The organism is Amycolatopsis sp. NPDC033938, from assembly GCF_055575975.1.
This window is the reverse complement of the sequence record NZ_JBVIRO010000006.1, coordinates 320,275-334,717: the sequence shown is the minus strand read 5'-3', so window position 1 is coordinate 334,717 and position 14,443 is coordinate 320,275. Positions and strand designations below refer to the sequence as shown.

Below are 14,443 nucleotides of genomic sequence, written 5' to 3'. Positions count from 1 at the left end.
ATGAGGGCGACGCGGTACGACCGGCTGACGGAGTTCTCCGACTGTCTTCTGCTGGGGATGCTGGTGTGCCTGGGTTCGGTGCCCGTGGTCACCGCCGGACCCGCCTTCGCGGCTGGTTGTGCCGTGGCCCGCCGCTGGCGGGACGGCGACTCGCCACCGCTGGTCCCGGCCTTTCGCGACGCGTTCGTCCGCCACTTGTCCGGGGGCGTCCCGTTCAGCGTCGGTGCCGGTGTGGTGATCGCCGTCCTGTGCGCCGACCTTGCCCTGTTCGGCGCGGGTCTGCCGGGCGGGCGGGCGCTCGCGGTGGTGCTCGTGTTCCTGCTGGCAGCGTCGGTGGTTGTGGCCTTGCGAACCTGCTCCGTGGTGGCTCCCGGCGAGGGGTGGCGTGCGGCGTTGCGGACGGCTTTGCGGCTCAGCCTTGATCCGCGCCGCTCGGCGTTGCTCGCGGCGGCGGCCGGCGTTGCCGGAGTCGTCGTCTGGATGCAGCCGCTGATGTCGCTGGTCGTCGCCGGGCCGCTGGTCCTGGCCGCGGCGGGGACGGCTCCGTGACGGCGCCGAAGGTCGTCGTCTTCGGGACGGCCGGGTACGCGCTGGTGCATCTGCGCCGGGCGCGGGCCCTGCACGACGACGGGGAGATCGTCCTGGCCGGTGCCTGCGACGTGCGGGAACCTTCACCGGAGTCGACGGACCTCCTGCCGGCCGAAGCCGTGATCACCCGGGACATCGGGGAGCTGCTCAGGCAGGTCGCGCCGGACATAGCGGTGATCGCCACCCCTCCGCATACACATCTGGCCGCCGCGCTCCTCGCGGTGGACGCGGGATGCCACGTCCTGCTGGAAAAGCCGCCCGTGCTGGACCTGGCCGCCTTCGACCTCTTGTCGGAGCGGGCCGGTGCCGCGGGTGTCTCCTGCCAGGTCGGTTTCCAAAGCTTCGGATCGGCGGCCTTGACCGTGTTGCGTGACGCGATCGCGGCCGGGGCCGTCGGCGAACCGCGCGGAGTGGGCACCGCCGGGGCGTGGATCCGCCGGGACTCGTACTACGGGCGCAACGGCTGGGCCGGACGGCGTGTCCTCGATGGAATGTCCGTTGTGGACGGATCGCTGACCAATCCCTTCGCCCACGCGGTGGCCACGGCGACCCTCGTGGCGGGCACGGCCGGCCTGCTGCCGCGGCGGATCGACGTCGAACTCCATCGCGCCAGGCCGATCGAGGCCGACGACACCGCCTGCGCGCGGTTGAGCTTCGAGAACGGGGTCGACGTGGTCGCCGCGGCCACACTCTGCGCCGACCAGGTCTTCGAGCCGTATGTGGTGCTGCACGGCACCGAGGGGACCGCGAGATGGTGGTACCGGTCCGACCGGCTGGAGATCAACGGTGAGACCGTGCGTGCCGGACTTCCCGTCGAACTGCTCCGGGATCTCGTCCGGCACGTCGAGGAGAAGACCTCACTGGTGGCACCGCTGGCGCGGACGCGGGCGTTCACCGCCTTCGTCGAAGCGGTGCGTGACCACCCCGGGCCGAAACCCATCCCGCCGGAATGGGTCGATCTCGCCGACGCGGGATCGGAACGCCGCTACCTCGTGCGTGGAGTGGAGAAATCCGTGGAATCCGTGGCCGAGGAGATGGCCCTGTTCTCGGAACTGGGCGTTCCATGGGCGACGTGACCAACGCCGCCGGCCAGTTGAGCCTGTCCGAAGGCGCCGGTCGCGTGCGCGTCGCGGCCGGTGACGTCGACCTGGCGGAGTACGTTTTCGAACCGGACGTCCCGCGCCCGGAATCCCCGAAGCCGTACTTGCATCCGCTCAGGACGACCGCGGGCGACGTGGTGAGCGCGGTCCGGCCGCACGACCACCCCTGGCACAACGGCGTGCAGTTCACCGCGGCCAACCTGTCCGGGCAGAACTTCTGGGGTGGCCGGACGTTCGTCCGCGACCGGGGTTACGTCCCGCTGGACAACAACGGCTCGACGCGTCACGTGCGGTGGCACCACACGGAGTGCGAGGACGGCCGGGTGCGGTTGCGGCATCACCTGGACTGGGAGACCAGCGCGGGGGAGCGCTGGCTGGCCGAGGACCGGACCATCGAGATCAGCGACGTCGACCTCCTCGACGGTTCGTGGCTGCTCACTTGGAAGACCTGCGTGCGGAACACGAGCGGCGTGGGCCTGCGCTGGGGCAGCCCGGTGACCGAAGGAAGGTCGACAGCGGGCTACGGTGGACTGTTCTGGCGCGGGCCGAGGTCTTTCACCGGCGGCGACGTCCTCACGTCGACCGGCATCCGGGACGACGACGCGATGGGGAAGCGCGCGGCGTGGCTCGCCTACACCGGACTGCACGACGTCAGCCTCCGCGCGTCCACTGTGGTCTTCGTGGACTGTCCGGCGAATCCCGTGTACCCGACGCCGTGGTACGTCCGCACGACGCCGTTCCCCGTGGTCAGCTTCGCGGTGACGTTCCACGAGCCGCTGCTGCTCGAACCCGGCGAAGAACTCGGACTGACCCACCACGCCGTCATCGCCGATGGCCGTTGGGAGGAGGACCGCATCGAAGACTATCTCGCTCGGCGAATTCGTCCCCGCTGGCTCGAGGAGAACAGATGATGCTCGCCAAGACCCTACCGCTCGTTCTCGCTCTGGGACTCGTTTCGGCGGCGCCCGCGAGTGCCGACTTCGAGCACCTCGGCCGTCAGGCACTCGGTCCGCGCGACGGCTGGGCCGCCGCCACGACCGGAACCACCGGTGGTTCGGCCGCCGCCCGCGACCATGTGTACACAGTGGACACCCGTTCGGAACTCGTGGCCGCCCTGCGCAACGACGGTCCGAAGATCGTCCAAGTACGCGGCACCATCGAAGGCAATTCCGATGACCTCGACCGCCCTTTGCCGTGCGAGCAGTACGCCGATCCCGGGTACAGCCTGTCCGCTTATCTCCGGCAGTACGACCCCGCCACCTGGGGCAAGGTCGCGCCTTCGGGGCCGATCGAGGAGGCGCGCGCGAGGTCGCAGGCCAACCAGGCGGGCCGGGTCGTGATCGACGTGGGCTCCGACACCACGATCGTCGGTCTCGGAGACGACGCGACCTTCCGCGGACTGACCCTTCGGGCTTCTGGTGTGGACAACGTGATCGTCCGCAATCTCAGGTTCGAGGACGCCCACGACTGCTTCCCGCAGTGGGATCCGCTGGACGGGGAGACCGGCAACTGGAACTCGGAGTACGACAACCTCGTCCTGTCGGGCGCCACCCACGTGTGGATCGACCGGTGTGAATTCAGCGACGGCGGCAACACCGACCGTCCGGTCTACTTTGGACGCCCGTACGAGGTGCACGACGGTCTGCTCGACGTCGTGCGCGGTTCGGATCTGGTGACGGTGTCCTACAACAACTTCCACGACCACGACAAGTCGCTGCTGATCGGCAACACCGACCGGCCGGGCGCCGACGTCGGCAAGCTGCGCGTCACCCTGCATCACAACCTGTTCGAGAACCTCGGTTCGCGCGCTCCGCGAGTCCGGTTCGGGCAGGTGCACGTGTATAACAACCTGTACGTCGTGCCGAAGGCCGCCGAGTACGAGTACTCCTGGGGCGTCGGCTTCGAGTCGAAGCTGTACGCGGAGAACAATTTCTTCGTGACCGGTCGTGGCGTGGAACCGAGTGCCTTCGCGAAATGGTGGAAGGGGACGGCGCTCCACGTCACCGGGACATTGGCGAACGGACGGCCGGTGGATGTGGTCGCGGCGCACAACGCGGCGTTCGATCCGGATCTCGGGACGGACGTCGGCTGGACACCCGTGCTTGTTCCGAGGCTGGATGCCACTGGGAAGGTGCCGGGGGAGGTCCGGAACAAGGCGGGTGTCGGCCGGAATTAGGCGCGGTGAGGGTCGTGAGCGGTGACGTAGCGCAAACTGTGGCGCGGCCCCGGGTCCCCGTTCGGAAGGGAACTTTCGAGACGTTCAACGTCCGAAAGGGAGCCTTCAGGACACCCAGGCCACGAGCCCTCGCCCGGTCCCGGCGGGCACCAACCCGCAATTGAAGCCAGCGAAGAGAGGGCAAACGTGAAGCGTCAGGCTTCGACGCTGGGACATGGTCGGCGGGCGCAGAGGCGTCGGTACAGCTGGTCGTGAGTGGCGTTTCGGGTTAGAACCCGAATCGCCACTCACGACCAACCCAGCCCACCCCTCACTGGAAGCCTTACCCCTCTATAGAGGCAACCACGGCGGGCGCGCTTACCCCAGGCGGAAGTCGGCGACCCGGATCGGCGACGGCGTGGTGCCGCTCGAACGCTGCTGATAGAACATCGACAGCACGCCTTCCGTCGCCACGCGCGAGTAGTCCACGGTCACTTCCCCGAACACGTTCATCGCCGGCCGTTCGAACACCACCGCCCAATCGGTCCACCCGCTGGCCTTCGAGGCGGACACGATCCGGCCGAACGGCATGACGAGGTAGGCGTTGTCGTCGCGGTCGAAGACGATCCGCGTGCGGCCGGTGGCGTTCGGCGGGATCGGGATCTCGCGTTTCGTCCACGAGCCGTCGGCGTTGCGGACCAGGTGGAACGTCCGGCCCCAGCGCGTGCGGTCGGCGGCATAGCTGGTGACGCACTGGGTGAACCGGCCGGGTACGTAGCTGATCACCACGTGCGGGGTGCCGGTCGAATCGATGGCCTGGCTCTCTTGGTTCATCAGCCCGTGGTTGGGATCGAGCGGATCCACGATCAGCTTCGACGAGACGCCCACCGGCGTCCCACCGGTCGTTCCGGCGACGGCGCCGGTGTTGTCGCGCCAGGTCCGGCCGCGGTCGTCGCTGTAGACGTAACCCGTGTCGTGGTTGGTGAGGCCGCCGTCGTCGCACAGTACCTTGGCGTTGCCTTCCCGCCAGGTGAACGCCGCGTAGAGCCTGCCGTTGCGGCCGTAGTTCAGCCCGTGCAGGTACATGTTGCGGGTGGTGCTGGTGACTCCGTTGGGCGCGGTCCACGAGCCGGTCGCCGAGGAGAACTTGCCCAGTTTGCGCCACGAGGTCCCGTCGTATTCGGCGAGCTCGTTGGTGCCGTTGCCCGAACCGCCGGTCCGGTAGCTCAGCTGGAGCCGCCGTTCGGGGGTGAGCACGAACTGCGGATAGGTGATGGCGCCGAGGTCGGTGCCGTCGACCGTCCGCTGCACCGCGCCGAACCGGACGGAGGACCAGGTGCGCGACGCGGGGGACGTCACCAGGCCGGCCTCGGACTTCACGTAGAAGACCTTGGTGTTGTGCGTGTCCATCGCGACGTGCAGGCGCCCGTCGGTGGGGGAGATGCCCAGTGAGATCACGTTGTGCGAGTCGTTCACGCTCAGCTTGTGCGGCAGGACCGCTTTTTCCCAGGTGCCGGCGGGGAGTGCGCGGCGCGCCACCACCACGCTCCGATCGGCCGTGTACCACGTCGCGTACTGGAAACCCGCGTGGCTGACGATGGCGTCCTGCTGGAACGAACCGTTGTTCACCAGGCCGTCGTAGGACACGAAGTAGAGGGCCGACGAGTCGAGCTGGGTGTCACGAAGGAGGGACACGGAGGGTGCGGCGGCCGCTGTATGTCCACTATGGACCATTGGTGCCGCGATGGCGGTCGAAGCGGTCAGGATGGCGCAGGCGATGAGGATGGCTGGCAGTTTCATGGTCGGACTCCCGGATACGGTGGAGTCGCCGAGGTGCGGCGCCCTGAAACTCCAGGGCGCCGCACCTCGGCGACATTGTCTTCTCGATCGGGTCAGAGCTTGCCGGTGCCTGCCCCGTTCCGGACCACCGAAGCGACGTTCGCCGCCGAGTCGAGGGAGTAGGAATAGGGAATGCTCTTCACGCTGCCACCGGCGTCACCGGCGCCGGAGTTGACGAAGTGGTTGCCGCGGGCGACCAGGCTGCCGCCGGGCGAGCTGCCTTCGCCGCGGTGGAACGGGTCCTTCGTGTTCTCGAAGTAGTTCCCTTCGACCAGGACACCGGCCTCCATCGTGGACGCGACGCCGTAGGCGCCGACGCTGGCGTAGTAGTTGTTGTACACGTGGACGGGGTTGCCGAACCGGACCCGCGGGTGGCGCTGGTTCGTGCCGGCGAACCAGTTGTGGTGGTAGGTCACCCGGAGCTTACCGCGATCCTCGCCGCCGTTGTCGTCGCTGTGTCCCAGCAGCATCGTCTTGTCGTGCGAGCTGAACTTGTTCCAGGACACGGTGACGTAGTCCGACGCGCGTTTGACGTCGACGGCGCCGTCGTAGCCGTTCGAGAAGCCGTTGTGATCGATCCAGACCCTGGTCGAATACTGGACGTTGATCGCGTCGTCCGACCAGTTCCGGAAGTTCAGGTTACGGATGATCACGTTGGAGGCGTTGGCGACGTTGAGCCCACCGCCGGTGATTTCGGAGCCCGAGCCGACGCCGACGATCGTCTTGTTGGCCGTGACCTTCTGCATTCCCGAGATGGCGATCGACCCGGAAACCCGGATCACGGCCGGACTCGAGGACTTCATCGCCGAGATCAACGCCGACGACGTCGTGACGGTCACCGGTGCGGCGCTGCCGCCGCCGGTCGTGCCACCTCCTTGTGTCGCCCAGCCGGCGAGGTCGAACGGTGCCGCGATCGCCGGTGGTGAACCGAGTACGGTCGCCGCCGCCAGTACGGTGACGGCGATGGCCGCACGTAGGGTTTTCTTCGTCATGTTGGATCCTCCCGCCCAGGCGGGCCACGATGCCGGCCTGGGTTCGCAGGGATGGGGGAACGCACTTCTCGACAAGTTCGGAAAGCGCTTTCCCGATCGACGGTAAACAGGCTCGGCGGTGACTGTCAACAGGCCGGTCAGGTGGCGTCCGCGAACCGGTCACCAAGAATCGGACGAACGAGCGAACCATTGTCTCGGTGTGTCTCCTCGGTTAGCATCGTCGGGACAACGGTGAAAGCCGGGTCGACGCCGCACTCTCCTGAACCACCGTTGGCGGCGGAGTTTTCACTGTCGCCGCAGTGAATCCCTCGAACATCGTCGAAACGTTCGCATGTAACTCTGCAGGCTCGATGGGGTGCCTTATGAGAACCAGATCGGTATCGCGGTCCGGAGCGAGAAAGCGCTTTCTGAGACTGAGCGCGGACCCTCCGCGGTGGCGGCCGAGGGCCCGTGCGGTCCTCGCCGGGGTACTGGCGGCGGTCGCGATGGCCGCGGCGGCACCACCGGCCGCCGCCGTGACGGGAGACGGCTCGCCCACCGACTCGAACATCAAGTACTTCGGCCGATGGGACACGCGGTCGGCGAGCGCTTATGTCTCCGAGTGGGCCGGTGCCTACGTCGTGGTCGGTTTCACCGGGACCACGGTGAAACTGCGCCAGCGGGGGACGATCGATCTGTTCGCCAGTATCGACGGCGGCCCGTTCGTGTCCTATGTGAACGTCAGCGGCACGGTGAACCTGACGCCGAAGCCGCTCGCGGCGGGGACGCACACCCTGCGGGTGTCCTACCGTCCGGTCGCGGGTTCGTACCACGGCGACGCGGTCTTCCAGGGTGTCACCCTCGACCCGGGTGCGAAGACCGTGGTGCCGACGGTCCCATCGCGGGTCATCGAGTTCATCGGTGACTCGATCACCGTCGGACAGCGTTCCTCCAGGCAGGCCTTGACCGCGTACGGCTGGCTGGTCGGGGAGCGGCTGCGTGCCGGGCACACTCAGATCGCGGTGGGTGGGGCGTGCCTGTATCCGGCTTCCGACGGGTGCATCGGGATGAGCCAGCGATTCCTCCGGACCGGTCTCGCGGCGAACTCGCCGGACTGGAATTTCTCGCGCTACCAGGCCGACACCGTGGTGATCAATCTCGGCACCAACGACGTCGGGCACGGGGTGACCTCGGAGCAGTTCCGCGGCGCGTACGTGACCCTGCTGCGCAATGTCCGGGCGAAGTATCCCAACGCGACCATCCACGCGATGCAGACCTTCCGGAAGCGCTACATCACCGAGACGAAGGCGGCGGTCAAGGCGGTGACCGACGCCGGTGACACGAAGGTCCGCTACATCGACACGACCGGCTGGATCGACGAAGCCACCGATACCGCGGACAACGTCCACCCGAACGACACCGGTCACCGCAAGATCGCCGACCGGCTCGCGCCGCTGCTGGGCTGAACCCAACCACAGAACGGGAGTGATCGATGCGTACGCTCGTAGCCGCCCTCGTCGGCGCGCTGACCGTCGCGCTGGCACCGGCCGCCGTCGCGGCGGCCGCAGCACCGGCACCGGACAAACTCGGCCGGGGTGTCCTCAACGTCCATGGCGCGGAGGGGAACCGGGTCAGCTGGCGCCTCCTCGCCGATGATCCACCAGGGGTCCGGTTCAACGTCTACCGGGACGGCGTGAAGGTCGCCGAGGTCGGCGGGCCGACCACCTACCAGGACAAGGGCGCCCCGGCGAACGCGCGCTATTCGGTGCGGGCGGTCGTCGACGGCGTCGAGCGGACCGCCGCGGCGAGTGCCGAGGAATCGCTGACCTTCGACGCGGGTATCGCGGCCGCCACCAGGGACGTGCCGTTGCAGATCCCGCCGGGCGGCACGACTCCGTCGGGAGAGGCGTACACCTACTCCGCCAACGACGCGAGTGTCGGCGACCTGGACGGGGACGGGCAGTACGAGATCATCCTGAAATGGGATCCCAGCAACGCCAAAGACAACTCGCAATCCGGCTACACCGGGAACGTCTACCTCGACGCGTACAAACTCAACGGTACGCGGATGTGGCGGATCGACCTCGGGCGCAACATCCGCGCGGGCGCCCACTACACGCAGTTCCAGGTGTTCGACTACGACGGTGACAACCGGGCCGAAGTCGCGGTGAAGACCGCGGACGGCACCCGTTCGGGCACCGGGCAGGTGATCGGCAACGCCGGCGCCGATCACCGCAATTCGAGCGGCTACATCCTGTCGGGGCCCGAGTTCCTGACGGTCTTCCGCGGAACCGACGGCGCGATCCTCGATACGGAGAACTACGTTCCGGCGCGCGGGAACGTCGCCGATTGGGGCGACAACTACGGCAACCGGGTCGACCGCTTCCTCGCCGGGACGGCCTATGTGGACGGTTCCCGGCCGAGCATCATCATGGCCCGCGGCTACTACACCCGCTCCGTGGTCTCCGCGTGGGACTTCCGCGACGGGCAGCTCACCCGTCGCTGGACCTACGACTCCGGGAACAGCAACACCGGCGCGTACGGTCAGGGCAACCACAACCTGTCCGTGGCCGACGTCGACGCCGACGGCAAGGACGAGATCGTCTACGGATCGGCGACCATCAACGACAACGGCACGCTGATGTACCGGACCGGGTTCGGCCACGGCGACGCGCTGCACGTCGGTGACCTGGTGCCCAGCCGCGCCGGGCTCGAGGTGTTCACCGTCCACGAGTCCAAGACCGCGCCGTCGATGGACGTGCACGACGCCCGGACCGGCCAGGTCATCTACCGGGCACCGACCTGCGGCTGCGACACCGGACGTGGCGTGGCGGCGGATGTCTGGGCAGGCAGCCCCGGCGCGGAGATCTGGTCGTCGACGGACGGCGGGCTGCGCAGCGCGGCGACCGGGGCGCAGGTGGCGAGCCGTAAACCCGGTTCGATGAACTTCGTGGTCTGGTGGGACGGCGACGCCCAGCGCGAGCTGCTCGACGGCACCCACATCGACAAGTACGGCACCGGCGGCGACACGCGGCTGCTGACCGCCTCCGGGGTCCGCTCCAACAACGGTACGAAGTCGACTCCGGCGCTTTCGGCGGACATCCTCGGTGACTGGCGCGAAGAGGTCATCTGGCCGACGACCGACAACCGGGCGCTCCGCATCTATTCCACGACCGATTCGACGAGTATTTCCCGGCCGTCGTTGATGCAGGACCGCCAGTACCGGGTCGCTGTCGCCTGGCAGAACACCGCCTACAACCAGCCGCCTCACCCGAGTTTCGCGATGTGACCGAGTCAGGAGTGTCCGATGAGGATTCTTTCGAGGAAACGGCTTCTTGCCCTTGTCGTGGGCGCGCTGTTGCCGGTGGCGGTCTGCGGCGGGGCACCCGCCGCCTCGGCCGCCCCGGCGGCGCCGTCCGCTCCGGTCTGTACCCCTGGCGGTGCGAGCCAGGGTGGCGCCGCCGCCCCGGCCGCGGCCAAGATCAAGGTATGGCTGGCGGGTGACTCCACCATGGCGGACCCCAAGACCAGTTGCCCGGTCGGGTGGGGGAACCAGTTCGATCCGCTGTTCACCGGCGACGTCACCGTGGTCAACAACGCGGTGAGCGGCCGGAGCGTGCAGACGTGGCTGTACGAATCGAACGTGAAGAGCACCATGGATTCCAGCGGGGAATGCGTGGTCAGCCCGAAGACCTACGCCCAGCGCTGGACGTCGATGCTCGATCCGGCCAACGGGATGCAGGCGGGGGACTACCTCTTCATCCAGTTCGGGATCAACGACGGGAGCCGCACCTGCCCGCGGCACGTGGGCCCGGCGCGCTATCAGGAACTGCTCGGTGTCATGGTCAAGGCCGCCAAGGACCGCGGGGTCCGGCCGGTCCTGCTGACCCCGGTCGCGGCGATCACCTGCAGTGGGGCGACCGCCGTCGGGAACAGGGGATTCCTCAACGAGACCATGGCCGCGGGCCGCGCCGCTGGTGTGCCGGTGATCGACCTGCACAAGCTCAGCTACACGCTGTACAACTCGCTGAAGCTGTGTCCCAACGACGGGAACTACAGCAAGGGCCCGGTCGGCGCCTTCTTCTGTGACGATCACACGCATTTCGAAGCCGCGGGCGCGCGGCAGATCGCGGGCGTGGTCGCGAAGGCGTTGCGGGATCAGCAGATTCCGCTCGCCTCCTATCTCAAATGAGGAGGTGATCGAGGATGGCGTCCTCGCCACGCCGGTACGCGATCGTCGGGCTCGGGTCGCGCGCGGAGCTGTTCGTCCGCGCGCTGGCCGAGCACGCCGAACTGGCGGCGTTCTGCGACCGGAACCGGACGCGGATGGCCGTGCACAACCGATGGCTGGCGGAGGAGACCGGCCGGGCGCCGGTCCCGTCGTATCCGGCGGAGGAGTTCCTGACCATGCTGGACAAGGAACGAATCGACGTCGTCGTGGTGTGCACCCCGGACCACACGCACGCGCAGCTGATCGCCGACGCGCTCGACGCGGGTCGTGACGTGATCACCGAGAAGCCGATGGCCGTGGACGCGCCGGGATGCCGCCGGATCCTCGAGGCACGGCGGCGGACCGGCGGCAGGGTGATCGTCGGGTTCAACTATCGCTACAACCCGGTACACCGGCGGATCCGCGACCTGCTCGCGGACAGGGTCGTCGGCGACATCGGCTCGGTCCACTTCGAGTGGCTGCTGGACACCCAGCACGGCGCCGACTACTTCCGCCGGTGGCACCGGGACAAGGCGGCCTCCGGCGGGCTGCTCGTGCACAAGGCGAGCCATCACTTCGACCTGGTGAACTGGTGGCTCGACGGCAGGCCGGAGTCGGTCTTCGCGATGGGACGGTTGTTCTTCTACGGCGAGGACAACGGCGATCGCCGCGGTCTGCGCCGGGAGTACGAGCGAGCGACCGGCGAGCGCGAGGCGGACGACGACCCTTTCGCGCTCGACCTGAGCCTGTCGCCCAGGCTGGCCGCGTTGTACCGAGACGCCGAGCGGGAGGATCACTACCTGCGGGATCTGAACGTCTTCGGACCCGGCGTCACCATCGAAGACGACATGACCGTGCTCGCGCGGTACGAGGGCGGGCCCCAGCTGAGCTATCACCTGGTCGCCTACTCGCCGCGTGAGGGCTACCGGGTGGCGTTCACCGGCAGCGAGGGCAGGCTCGAACTCGAAGTATGGGAGAACGACCACGCCCGGCCGGCCGCCCGTGGCAACGTCCCGGTGAGCCGTCCGCCGGGCTCCGACCAGGAGGCCGGAAGCCGGGCGAGGCTGACGGTGCAGCGGCACTGGGAGCCGCCCGAGACGCTCTTCGACGGCCCCGTCGGCGCGGGCCATGGCGGCGGTGACGAGCGCATGCTCGCCGATCTGCTGGACGGAGGGCGGGAGAACGCCGACCACCTGGCGGGGATGTGGTCACTGGTGGTCGGGCTGGCCGCGAACCGGTCGATCGCGACCGGTGCGGCCGTCGACGTCGGGGATCTCTTGACGGAGCTGGGAATGCGGTGATGACGCAGGGGATTCGAAGCCGATCAAAGGTGGCCTGCACGGCCCTCCTGGCCGGGCGATGGGCAAAAGTGCCTCGACACTAGAGGCGCCGCCGTCCCCGGTCAAGACGTTGTGTTGAGCGGCCGCGTGGTCCTATCGTGTCGTCGAAGCGCTTCGACAGTTCGGGTCACCGCAGATGCCGAGGGAGGCCACCATGGCCAACGGACACCGCCGCAAGACGGCGGTTTCGCTCCTCGTCGTGGCTTTCCTCCTGTTGAGTGGCACTGTCGTGACCGCGTCGCCCGCTCCGGCACGAGCGGGCCGTCAGACTGTGGACCTCGACCGGGACTGGCGGTTCTTCCGCGGGGACGTACCCGGTGCGGCGAACGCCGGATTCGACGACTCGGCCTGGGCGCGAGTGACCGTGCCGCACACCTGGAACGCCGAAGACGGACAGGACGGCGGCGGTGACTACTACCGCGGGGTCGGCTGGTACCGCCGGTCGCTCGTGGTGCCGCCGCAGGCCGCGGGCAGGAAGCTCTGGCTGCAGTTCGACGGTGCGAACACCACCGCGGTGGTCTGGGTCAACGGCGTACGGCTCGGCGAGCACAAGGGCGGCTATTCCCGGTTCCGGTTCGACGCGACCTCCGTGCTGCGGCCGGGACGGGACAACCTGATCGCGGTCAGCGTCAGCAACGCGCCGGACGCCGCGGTCGCGCCGCTGTCGGGCGACTTCACCATGGGCGGCGGCCTGTACCGCGACGTCAGCCTGGTCATGACCGACCGGGTGCACGTCGACATGCTCGACTTCGGTGGTCCGGGCGTCTACCTGCGACAGCGTGACGTTTCGGCGCGCGGCGCGGTGATCGACGTGACCACCAAGCTCGCCGGCGGCGACGCGAAGATCCGCACCCGGATCACCGGGGAGCACGGCATTCCCGTCGCACAGGGAACGACCGGAGTGCGTCCGGCGGGGGCCTCGGTCGCGCAGACCCTCGTCATCGACCGGCCCCGGCTCTGGGCGGGACGCACGGACCCGTTCACCTATCAGGTCGTCGTCGACGTGCTCGACCCGAGAACCGGGCGGATCGTGGACACGGTGACCGAGCCGCTCGGCGTCCGCACCGTGACGGTGGATCCGGACGAAGGCTTGCGTCTCAACGGAAACCACCTGCGCGTCCAGGGCGTGAACGTGCACCAGGACCGGATCGGAAAGGGTTTCGCGATTTCGCCGTCGGAACTGGCGGAGGACTTCCGGCTGATGTCCGAAATGGGCGTGAACGCGGTGCGGACCGCGCACTACCAGCACGGGCCGCGGTTCTACGACCTCGCCGACCGGTACGGCTTCCTCGTGTGGACCGAGATCCCGCTGGTCAACCTCACGGGCGCCACCCGGGGCTTCACGACCAACATCGAGCAGCAGACGAGCGAGCTCGTCCGGCAGAACTTCAACCATCCATCGGTGGTGTTCTGGGGACTGGGCAACGAACTGTGGAACGACACTCCCGAGGTCAACGAACTCGTCGCCGCGCTGACCCGGCAGGTCACGGCCGAGCGGCCGGGCGGCATGACCGCGTATGCGAGCTGCTGCGTGTGGGACCGCGGCGTGCTGAACTCGCATACCGAGATCAGCGGCTACAACAAGTACTTCGGCTGGTACACCGACTCGACCGCGGACTTCGGGAAATGGGCCGACGAACTGCACGCCGCCGACCCGTGGCGCAAGATCGGCATGAGCGAGTACGGCGCGGGGGCGAGTGTCCACCAGCACGAGGAGCGCCCGGCCCGGCCGGTGCCGGATTCGGACTGGCATCCCGAGGAGTACCAGGCCACATTCCACGAGGACTACTGGCGCGCCATCGAGAGCCGCCCGTATCTGTGGGGTGGATTCGTCTGGGTGATGTTCGACTTCGCCTCCGACGGTCGCAGCGAAGGGGACACCTACGGCCGCAACGACAAGGGCCTGGTGACCGGCGACCGCCAGATCCGCAAGGACGCCTATTACTGGTACCAGGCGAACTGGACCAAGAGTCCGGTCGTCCACCTCGCGAGCGGCCGCTGGACCACCCGAACCGCTTCGAAGACCGACGTCAAGGTGTACACCAACGCCGACACTGTCACACTGCGCGTCAACGGCAGGCAGATCGGCACCACGCGCAGTGGTGCCGACCGGGCCGTCGTCTGGCCGGAAGTCTCCCTGAACCCCGGGCCCAACGTGGTCACGGTGTCCGGAGTCAAGGACGGCCGTATTCACACCGACCAGGCCACGTGGACCCTCACGGGCTGACGATCACCGATTT

Annotated in this window: 11 protein-coding genes; 9 read left to right on the top strand and 2 right to left on the bottom strand. The window is 68.2% G+C overall.

Annotated elements, in window-relative coordinates; translation table 11 throughout:
• Genes ACZ5ZX_RS19205 through ACZ5ZX_RS19190 form a run of 4 tightly spaced genes read left to right on the top strand, consistent with a single transcriptional unit; the run spans position 1 to position 3,864 of the window.
• Entirely contained in the window at positions 1 to 549 is a 549-nt protein-coding gene (locus tag ACZ5ZX_RS19205; protein ID WP_465503346.1) for a DUF624 domain-containing protein, read from the top strand.
• Positions 546 to 1,664, top strand: coding sequence for a Gfo/Idh/MocA family protein (locus ACZ5ZX_RS19200; protein WP_465503345.1), 1,119 nt, complete (start codon positions 546 to 548; stop codon positions 1,662 to 1,664). The genes ACZ5ZX_RS19205 and ACZ5ZX_RS19200 overlap by 4 nt, the downstream gene beginning before the upstream one ends.
• A complete protein-coding gene (locus ACZ5ZX_RS19195; protein WP_465503344.1) occupies positions 1,652 to 2,599 on the top strand; it encodes a DUF6807 domain-containing protein in 948 nt (315 codons plus the stop codon). Before ACZ5ZX_RS19200 ends, ACZ5ZX_RS19195 begins: the two co-directional genes overlap by 13 nt.
• Positions 2,596 to 3,864: a pectate lyase family protein gene (locus ACZ5ZX_RS19190; protein ID WP_465503343.1), complete on the top strand. Its 1,269-nt coding sequence runs from the start codon at positions 2,596 to 2,598 to the stop codon at positions 3,862 to 3,864. Before ACZ5ZX_RS19195 ends, ACZ5ZX_RS19190 begins: the two co-directional genes overlap by 4 nt.
• 357 nt (positions 3,865 to 4,221) lie before the next feature.
• On the opposite strand, the gene ACZ5ZX_RS19185 is transcribed toward ACZ5ZX_RS19190, so the two are convergent.
• Both ACZ5ZX_RS19185 and ACZ5ZX_RS19180 read right to left on the bottom strand, forming a co-directional pair.
• Positions 4,222 to 5,643 carry a BNR repeat-containing protein gene (locus tag ACZ5ZX_RS19185; protein WP_465503342.1) on the bottom strand — a complete coding sequence of 474 codons (1,422 nt, stop codon included), beginning with the start codon at positions 5,641 to 5,643 and terminating at the stop codon, positions 4,222 to 4,224.
• 92 nt (positions 5,644 to 5,735) lie between these two features.
• Positions 5,736 to 6,674 (bottom strand): pectate lyase family protein, encoded by a 939-nt coding sequence (locus ACZ5ZX_RS19180; protein WP_465503341.1) that lies wholly within the window; start codon positions 6,672 to 6,674, stop codon positions 5,736 to 5,738.
• 362 nt (positions 6,675 to 7,036) lie between these two features.
• On the opposite strand from ACZ5ZX_RS19180, the gene ACZ5ZX_RS19175 reads away from it, so the two are divergent.
• The 5 genes from ACZ5ZX_RS19175 to ACZ5ZX_RS19155 all read left to right on the top strand — a co-directional run bounded on the left by ACZ5ZX_RS19175 (position 7,037) and on the right by ACZ5ZX_RS19155 (position 14,430).
• Positions 7,037 to 8,119 carry an SGNH/GDSL hydrolase family protein gene (locus ACZ5ZX_RS19175; RefSeq protein WP_465503340.1) on the top strand — a complete coding sequence of 361 codons (1,083 nt, stop codon included), beginning with the start codon at positions 7,037 to 7,039 and terminating at the stop codon, positions 8,117 to 8,119.
• A 26-nt stretch (positions 8,120 to 8,145) separates the two neighbouring features.
• Positions 8,146 to 9,942 (top strand): rhamnogalacturonan lyase, encoded by a 1,797-nt coding sequence (locus ACZ5ZX_RS19170; RefSeq protein ID WP_465503339.1) that lies wholly within the window; start codon positions 8,146 to 8,148, stop codon positions 9,940 to 9,942.
• An 18-nt stretch (positions 9,943 to 9,960) separates the two neighbouring features.
• On the top strand, positions 9,961 to 10,845 hold the full coding sequence (locus ACZ5ZX_RS19165; RefSeq protein WP_465503338.1) for a GDSL-type esterase/lipase family protein: 885 nt from the start codon (positions 9,961 to 9,963) through the stop codon (positions 10,843 to 10,845).
• Positions 10,846 to 10,859: 14 nt separating this feature from the next.
• Positions 10,860 to 12,164 (top strand): Gfo/Idh/MocA family oxidoreductase, encoded by a 1,305-nt coding sequence (locus ACZ5ZX_RS19160; RefSeq protein ID WP_465503337.1) that lies wholly within the window; start codon positions 10,860 to 10,862, stop codon positions 12,162 to 12,164.
• A gap of 193 nt (positions 12,165 to 12,357) precedes the next feature.
• A complete protein-coding gene (locus ACZ5ZX_RS19155) occupies positions 12,358 to 14,430 on the top strand; it encodes a glycoside hydrolase family 2 protein (protein WP_465503336.1) in 2,073 nt (690 codons plus the stop codon).
• Positions 14,431 to 14,443 lie beyond the last annotated feature (13 nt).

Bases quoted from the DNA above. Each gene is read 5' to 3' on its own strand.
- ACZ5ZX_RS19205 (WP_465503346.1), top strand. From the start codon at position 1: ATGAGGGCGACGCGGTACGACCGGCTGACGGAGTTCTCCGACTGTCTT.
- ACZ5ZX_RS19195 (WP_465503344.1), top strand. From the start codon at position 1,652: ATGGGCGACGTGACCAACGCCGCCGGCCAGTTGAGCCTGTCCGAAGGC.
- ACZ5ZX_RS19190 (WP_465503343.1), top strand. From the start codon at position 2,596: ATGATGCTCGCCAAGACCCTACCGCTCGTTCTCGCTCTGGGACTCGTT.
- ACZ5ZX_RS19185 (WP_465503342.1), bottom strand. From the start codon at position 5,643: ATGAAACTGCCAGCCATCCTCATCGCCTGCGCCATCCTGACCGCTTCG.
- ACZ5ZX_RS19180 (WP_465503341.1), bottom strand. From the start codon at position 6,674: ATGACGAAGAAAACCCTACGTGCGGCCATCGCCGTCACCGTACTGGCG.
- ACZ5ZX_RS19175 (WP_465503340.1), top strand. From the start codon at position 7,037: ATGAGAACCAGATCGGTATCGCGGTCCGGAGCGAGAAAGCGCTTTCTG.
- ACZ5ZX_RS19170 (WP_465503339.1), top strand. From the start codon at position 8,146: ATGCGTACGCTCGTAGCCGCCCTCGTCGGCGCGCTGACCGTCGCGCTG.
- ACZ5ZX_RS19165 (WP_465503338.1), top strand. From the start codon at position 9,961: ATGAGGATTCTTTCGAGGAAACGGCTTCTTGCCCTTGTCGTGGGCGCG.
- ACZ5ZX_RS19160 (WP_465503337.1), top strand. From the start codon at position 10,860: ATGGCGTCCTCGCCACGCCGGTACGCGATCGTCGGGCTCGGGTCGCGC.
- ACZ5ZX_RS19155 (WP_465503336.1), top strand. From the start codon at position 12,358: ATGGCCAACGGACACCGCCGCAAGACGGCGGTTTCGCTCCTCGTCGTG.